5 protein-coding genes and 2 tRNA genes are annotated in these 6,868 nt (G+C 48.7%); 1 reads left to right on the plus strand and 6 read right to left on the minus strand.

The features are described from left to right. The first annotated feature begins 186 nt into the window (after positions 1–186). Positions 187–903 (plus strand): pyridoxine 5'-phosphate synthase, encoded by a 717-nt coding sequence (locus E3J62_08025; protein ID TET45232.1) that lies wholly within the window; start codon positions 187–189, stop codon positions 901–903. Between the two features lie 14 nt (positions 904–917). On the opposite strand, the gene E3J62_08030 is transcribed toward E3J62_08025, so the two are convergent. From E3J62_08030 to E3J62_08055, 6 genes are all read right to left on the minus strand, one after another. Next, positions 918–2,222 (minus strand): thymidine phosphorylase, encoded by a 1,305-nt coding sequence (locus E3J62_08030; protein ID TET45233.1) that lies wholly within the window; start codon positions 2,220–2,222, stop codon positions 918–920. A gap of 123 nt (positions 2,223–2,345) precedes the next feature. Continuing rightward, complete coding sequence (locus E3J62_08035) at positions 2,346–2,537, minus strand: hypothetical protein (protein ID TET45234.1); 192 nt, start codon at positions 2,535–2,537, stop codon at positions 2,346–2,348. 11 nt (positions 2,538–2,548) lie between these two features. Continuing rightward, positions 2,549–3,601, minus strand: coding sequence for a hypothetical protein (locus E3J62_08040; GenBank protein TET45235.1), 1,053 nt, complete (start codon positions 3,599–3,601; stop codon positions 2,549–2,551). A gap of 30 nt (positions 3,602–3,631) precedes the next feature. Beyond that, positions 3,632–3,716: transfer RNA gene (locus E3J62_08045), tRNA-Leu, on the minus strand. A gap of 124 nt (positions 3,717–3,840) precedes the next feature. Beyond that, a tRNA-Cys gene (locus E3J62_08050) sits at positions 3,841–3,912 on the minus strand. Positions 3,913–4,098: 186 nt separating this feature from the next. After that, on the minus strand, positions 4,099–6,804 hold the full coding sequence (locus E3J62_08055; GenBank protein ID TET45236.1) for a UPF0182 family protein: 2,706 nt from the start codon (positions 6,802–6,804) through the stop codon (positions 4,099–4,101). Positions 6,805–6,868: the final 64 nt, after the last annotated feature.

Raw genomic sequence — 6,868 nt, forward strand, 5'->3', positions numbered from 1 at the left:
CAAGATTGTTCAATATTGAACCATATTGAACCGGGGATGGGCGCGTGGGAGGAGGAATTGAACGGGGAGTGGCGGTGAAGAGGGCGGAGTGGGGACAGCCCCCCAACATTTTGATTTGAGTGTTGTTTCAAGGATGTCCGTTTTCCGCTTGACCGCGCAGGTCAGGAATTGTAGAATCCTTGATAGATGGTTCGTCTAGGACTAAACATAGACCATGTCGCCACGATACGAGAGGCGAGGAGAGCTACCGAGCCTGATCCCGTAGCTGCAGCCATTTTTGCTGAACTTGCTGGTGTGGACCAGATAACCATCCATTTGCGGGGAGACAGGCGACACATACAGGAACGGGATCTCAGAGTACTCCGCAAGGTTATCCGCACTAAGCTCAACCTGGAAATGGCCGCCACAGACGCGATGAGAAACATTGCCGTGGAGATAAAACCCAATTCCGTGTGTTTGGTTCCAGAAAAACCCGAGGAGGTCACAACAGAAGGTGGTCTTGATCTGAGCAAGGCTACGAAGGATGTGAAGGCCATTCTTCCCCAGTTGAGAGAGGCTGGCATTCGTGTGACAGTCTTCGTAGAACCTGACGACCAACAGATTGAAATGGGCAAGTCACTCGGTGTTCACGCAATAGAGATAAACACCGGCCAGTACGCAGAAGCGAAAACGAAAGGGAAGATCAAGAGTGAGCTCGAGAGGGTGGCCACTGGTGCCTCTCTCGCCACAAGCCTGGGCCTTGAGGTTCACGCGGGTCATGGTCTTGACTACAGGAATGTGATTGAAATAGTGAACATCCCGGAAATCGAAGAGCTCAACATCGGCCACTCCATAGTGTCAAGAGCAGTCTTCGTTGGCATAGATAAGGCCGTACGGGAAATGCTGGAACTATTGAGGGAGTAAAAGCAGGGATTCAATCAAGAAATCAGTTTGTGTTTCAGACTGGGAGGTTTCACCTTACGCCTCCCAATTGTGTATGTTCGCTCAAGAAGCGGAGAGATCCTTTCTACTTCTGAAACATCATTGCAGAGAATTGAAAGAAGCGTTTCGCCCTCCTCTACAGCATCGCCTATCTTCTTGTTCAGAACAAGACCAAGAGATCGATCAACCTCCTGATCGATTGTCTTTCTTCCCCCACCAAGCTCGACACATGCTGAGCCAATAGCGTATGTATCAATTCCCTGAATGTATCCATTCTGTTGACTCGTAACGGGAGTCTTTCCTCTAGCCACTCCCAATAGATTCGTGTCATCAATGCAGTTCACATCACCTCCTTGTCTCTCCACAATTTCCCTGAACTTCTCAAGTGCTTGATGAGAGGACAGACACCTATCCAGGGTCTTTCTTGCCGCTTCAGGGGTCTTTGCTACCTGTGCTAACAAGAGCATCTGTTCTCCCAGAAGATACACAACCTCCATGAGGTCTGCCGGGCCATTTCCTTTTAGCGCAGCAATAGCCTCTTCCATTTCAACCGCATTCCCCACTGCTCTGCCCAGCGGCTGGTTCATATCGGTAAGAACTGCGGTAACCCTCTTCCCCATCTTCTTACCGATATCTATCATAGCCTCTGCAAGCACCTCTGCTTCGTGATCGCTCTTCATGAAGGCGCCGCTTCCGACCTTGATGTCCAGGACAAGACCATCTATCCCTTCTGCAATCTTCTTCGACATTATGCTCGATGCAATAAGAGGGATGGATTCCACGGTACCAGTGACATCCCTCATTGCGTATAGTTTCATGTCGGCCGGTACAAGCCTCTCGCTCTGCACCATGACGGCTGCACCTATCTCATCCACATTCTTCACAAACTCCTCTACCGAAAGTCGTGTTCTGAAACCCGGAATGGCCTCGAGCTTATCTATGGTACCTCCTGTATGACCCAGCCCTCTACCGGAAATCATGGGGATCTTCAGGCCGCACGCAGCAACTAAAGGCAAAAGGATTATGCTCACCTTGTCGCCCACACCACCAGTCGAATGCTTATCAATCTTAAAACCTTCAATGGAGCTCAGGTCAAGTGTCTCTCCGGACTCCATCATTGCGCTTGTTAGCCACAGTGTTTCTTCATCGTCCATACCTCTTATGAACACAGCCATCAAAAAGGCAGATGCAATGTAGTCGGGGATCTCTCCTTTTGCATAAGATATGACAAAATCCCTTATCTCTTGAGCATCAAGTCTCAGTCCGTCTCTTTTCTTCCTTATGGTCTCACCTATGCTCATAACCAATCAAAAAGGGCTACCTCAATTGTAGCCCGGCCACGCCATGAATTTAGCGAACAAGGACAATCAGAGACCTGCCGTCTCGATTGAGACTGCAAAGCGTCTCGAATACGCAGGTCTTCTTCAACCCTTCATCAGGGCGCCCAGCAGCTTTTCCTGTTTCTCAGCAAGAACTTTCGCCCTTTCGTACTCACCTTGCTCGACCGCACTGGCCATCTCTCTGTCCAGAACGACTATTTCCTTCTGAATGGAAGTCTGCTGAGCCCCGTCGAACAGGTTCAACTGATTTCTGTTCTCACTCCTGCGGCTTCTCATGATACCACCAATCACCCCACCAGCTTCTGCAGCTCTTCCACAGTTGCTTTTTCGGCATCTGCCATCTGCCTGAGCAACCGTATTCCTTTTTTCCTCCTCTCGTTCTCTTTTATCTTGGTAAGTAATATCTCCTGAGAGTCCGGTGGCGACTTAGGCCACGGAACAGACAGTGTTTCTCTATATGCCCTGGTCAGTTTGCTTATTTTTTCAGTCTGGTGCATAGCACTCTCGATCTTTTCACGGTCAGCTCCGGTGAAGTGCCTGGCAGCAATGTTCAGGAACGAGGCGCGAGACCACCTCGAGAGTTGGTAGTATAGAAAAGGGAAGAAATGCCAAGATATCAACGTCTTATCTTCTAGATTGGCGTAATCCCTATCCTCTGCCAGATCGTTAGCTCTTTCCTGAAGAGCTGCTACACCTCCAATGTATCTTTTCCCGTCGTATTCAATCTCCTGTGTAGTAGTCAATTCAATGCCCAGTTTCAGGGCATCTATGATGATCTTCTGTAAATCAGCTCTGACCATGCGCTCTATCAGTATGAACATCGGGTTAGAACCACTCGGTTTTTCTTTGTCAAGAGTGGGTTGCCACCACGGTTTCCCTGAGGCCTCGGTGAATTGCTCTCGTGTCATCTGTCTGGGCCCAGTGAATGTGTGCAGGTAGAATCTAACATCATCATAGCCTATGACGAGAGCCCACTCAGGAGGAGGAAGAACAAGAGGCATGAGAACCGGCTTTCCGTCCTCGATATACTTCTTTATCCTGACTATGCTATCTTCCTCATCATCGTAGGTGTACTCATGCTTGTATGCGAGGGAACCTGCAATTACTCTCAGAGGATTGTGTGGATAGACAAAGGCAGATCCCATCCTGTCTTCCCGGCTGTAAAAGAATCTGAAGGCGTCTCCGCATACACCATCAAGAAATCCTCCATACTGCTCCTTTCTGCTCTCCAGTGCATCAAAGAGATCATCGCCCACGAAGTCGACGTAAGCGTTAAGGGAGGTGACATAGCCGAAGGCTCCTACCTGTTTTTGATCGAACGACACTTCCAGTTTCTTCATCGGCCGGTCTCCGGCTTTCTTCTATAAGTCTGCCGGGAGTCGGAGTCGAACCGACACGTCCCCGGAGGGACAGCGGATTTTAAGTCCGCTGCGTCTGCCATTTCGCCACCCCGGCGTAGCAGATACTCTAGAACGATTCCAAAAAAATAAGCAGGGCGAGGGTCAACTTTCTGGATGCCGCAGTCGCCGGGGCATTAGCACAGTCTGCGCTCTCCATGACTCCTTCTTCCCTGCTTTTCAGGCGGCATCCGGATTCGAACCGGAGAATAACGGTTTTGCAGACCGTCGCCTTACCACTTGGCTATACCGCCACGCGTTTTCACACTCGGAGATATTACCAACTGCCATGTTGGGTGTCAACATATTTTCCGTCAACCCTAACCCTTTTAACCACAGATTACCACAAGATTTCCACAAGATTATTTTCTGGTCCGGATCCTACCGTCTTAGGGTGTTATTTTCGATCTTCGGGTTCTAGAATCTCGTGGTTAGTGGTCTTATTTTCGATTTTCGGTTTTTTCGATCTCCTCCAGGACCTCTTCCAGCCTTCCCATTTGCCGACCGAACTCTTCCCATCGCCACTCAGACAGACTCTTTTTTGCGCTTCTGAAAACCCTCAGAGCATCACCAGTCAAAGTCTTGAGGCTGACCTTCCTCCCCTCTCTCTTTTCTGGTCTTGCAGCAATCTTCTCACCGAATGCCCGCGCAAGTGCCCGGCTCATTGTGGGCTCCATGACTATCCTGTTTCCGTGGACAGCAATCACCCTTTTCAACTGCGGCAGTTGACCTTTTGTCGCCTGGAGGAACACCGGTTCAAAGTAGGCGATAGATTCATGAATCGGAATGACCAGCAGATCACCTCTTATTACCCTTGAACCTTTTTGACCCCACAGTGTGAGCTCTCTACTTATGTCAGGATCCTGATCTATGCGCGCCTCTATCTGCATTGGACCGAATATCAGCTTCTTCTTGGGAAATTGGTAAACCATCAATTTACCGTAATCCGGGAAATCACATGTCGCTGACAGCCAAGCTATCATGTTGGATCTGTTCGCAGGCGTAACCGGAACCATCAATCGAAATTCCGCTTTCTCTTTCTGCGGAAGCTTCATTGTTACGTAGTATGGTCTCATGACTATTTCGTTGCCTTCATAGGTTTGATGCGGGAGCGCCCAGAGGTCCTCCTGATTGTAAAACACCTGTGGATCTTTCATATGGTACTTGGAGTAAACCTGAACTTGAATGGAAAAAAGATCTCTGGGATATCTGATGTGTGCCTTAATGTCAGGTGACATCTCCCCGAAGGGCCTGAAGAGCTCCGGGAAGATCCTCATATATACTCTCACAATAGGATCAGACTCGTCGACAACGTAGTAGTCGATATCGCCGTTGTAAGCATCTATAACCAGCTTTACTGAATTCCTGATGTAATTCAGACCCTTCAATCCGCCCCCAAAGAGCTCAGAGTAAGGGTACATGTCTGTAATTGTATATGCATCTATTATCCAGAACAGTCTTCCGTTCGCTAGAACCATGTACGGATCTCTATCATAGTACAGGAAGGGGGCAACGGTACGGGTCCGTTCCGTTATCAGCCGATGCAACATGATTCTGCTATCCACGGTTATATATCCTGTGAGCAGAATCTTCAAATCTCTGAACCTCCACGCGTAGGCCAGCCTCCTGAGACCAGAACCTAAGGGAACTCCCCCATCCCCTTTGTAGGTGACATAGACGTTCTCATCACCAGAAGGATAGTCAAATTCCTCTTCGCTCGTTGCCACAATGCAATAGTCCCGTGTCTCTTCGCCATAGTAAATCTCGGGTCTCTCCATCTCCAGGCCGGGATAGGACTCAGGAGGAAGATCCTTCACCAGCAGCACTGGAAGGCCTTCTTCCGTCAGATTGGCAACCGGACTCATGCAAAGCCCATAGCCGTGAGTGTACTTAAGATGTATATTGACCCAGGTCTGAGCCTGTCCGGAAAGTTTGCGTGTGGAAAGTTCTCTGGGAGAAAGCATCACGTGAGTATATTTTCCACCCACCATATACCTATCCTCATCCACAGACACAAAATCATAATACAGTCTCATCTCCTGAATCTGTTTGTAGGTCTGTTTAAGAGGTCTGGGATCCCACAGTTTTATGTTCGAGATAGTCCCCACGTTCTTTACCACATCCCCGTATGTCAGGTCTTCGGAAACATCAAATGGAACTACGTCAACATTGCTCAGCCCGAACGCCTCTATTGTCGCACTTATGTTGTTAAGTATATATGGCCTCTCTTTTGTAATCTCGTTCGGCTTGACAACCATCTGCTGAATGATTCCCGGATAGATCGCCCCGGCGACTACAGAAATGGCAATGAGTCCGCCAATAGACCATAGCGGAATTTGCCAGCTCCTTTTCTTGACGTTAACGAAGAGAGCAACCGAGCAGAGGACCGCAGATATGGTTATGATCCAGTAGGCAGGAATCTGAGCGTGCTGGTCAGCGTAGCCTGTACCATTCACCACACCCCTGGTAGAATAGAGTAGATCGAATATTCTTAGCCGAATACCCCATGCGATGAAAAGAAAGACTAGCCCACCAACAAAGGAAAGATGCGACCTTGTCGCCTTAGACACCCTCACCTGGCTGCTAAGCACCATTATCGCTTTTTCCTGCGCGTAGACAATGGCACTGATAATCAGTGCAAATAACAGAGAGTTAAGAAACCACTGCTGTACGAATTTGAGAAACGGCAGAGTGAAAATATAGAACCCAACGTCCCGGCCAAATATCGGCTCGCCATAACCAAAAGGAATGCGGTTCAGAAACCTCAGAATCAAATCCCACTTCGAAACTGCAACTCCCCCCACAATCATACTTAGAAATATGAGGCCCACTGTCCACCCAATTCTCTGGAGCCGCGACCTTGTTACCATTTCGAGAACATTCAAGTCTTCAAAGAAACCCGTCTCCTCAGGCTTTGGAGACAACCTGTATGCTGCGCGGACATTCGTCCACGACAGGAAGAAGAAAATAATAGAGAATATGAAGAAGGCAAAAACCTTCGCTCGGAGTGTTATCCAGTAAACAGAAACATATCCAAGGGCATTGAACCAGAGGACATCAGAATAGACGGACAACAAGATGCCTACAATGATTACGAAAAGAATGGCTGCCCCAACGGCAACCCACAGTGAAACAACTCTTTTCATCGATCCCCCTTTGAGTAAACCATTACCACGGACGGGACCGTGTGTCAAGCTATTTAGGCGGGAA

It is taken from the genome of candidate division TA06 bacterium, from assembly GCA_004376575.1.
In the GTDB taxonomy this organism is placed as follows: Bacteria; Hydrothermota; DG-26; order E44-bin18; family E44-bin18; genus E44-bin18.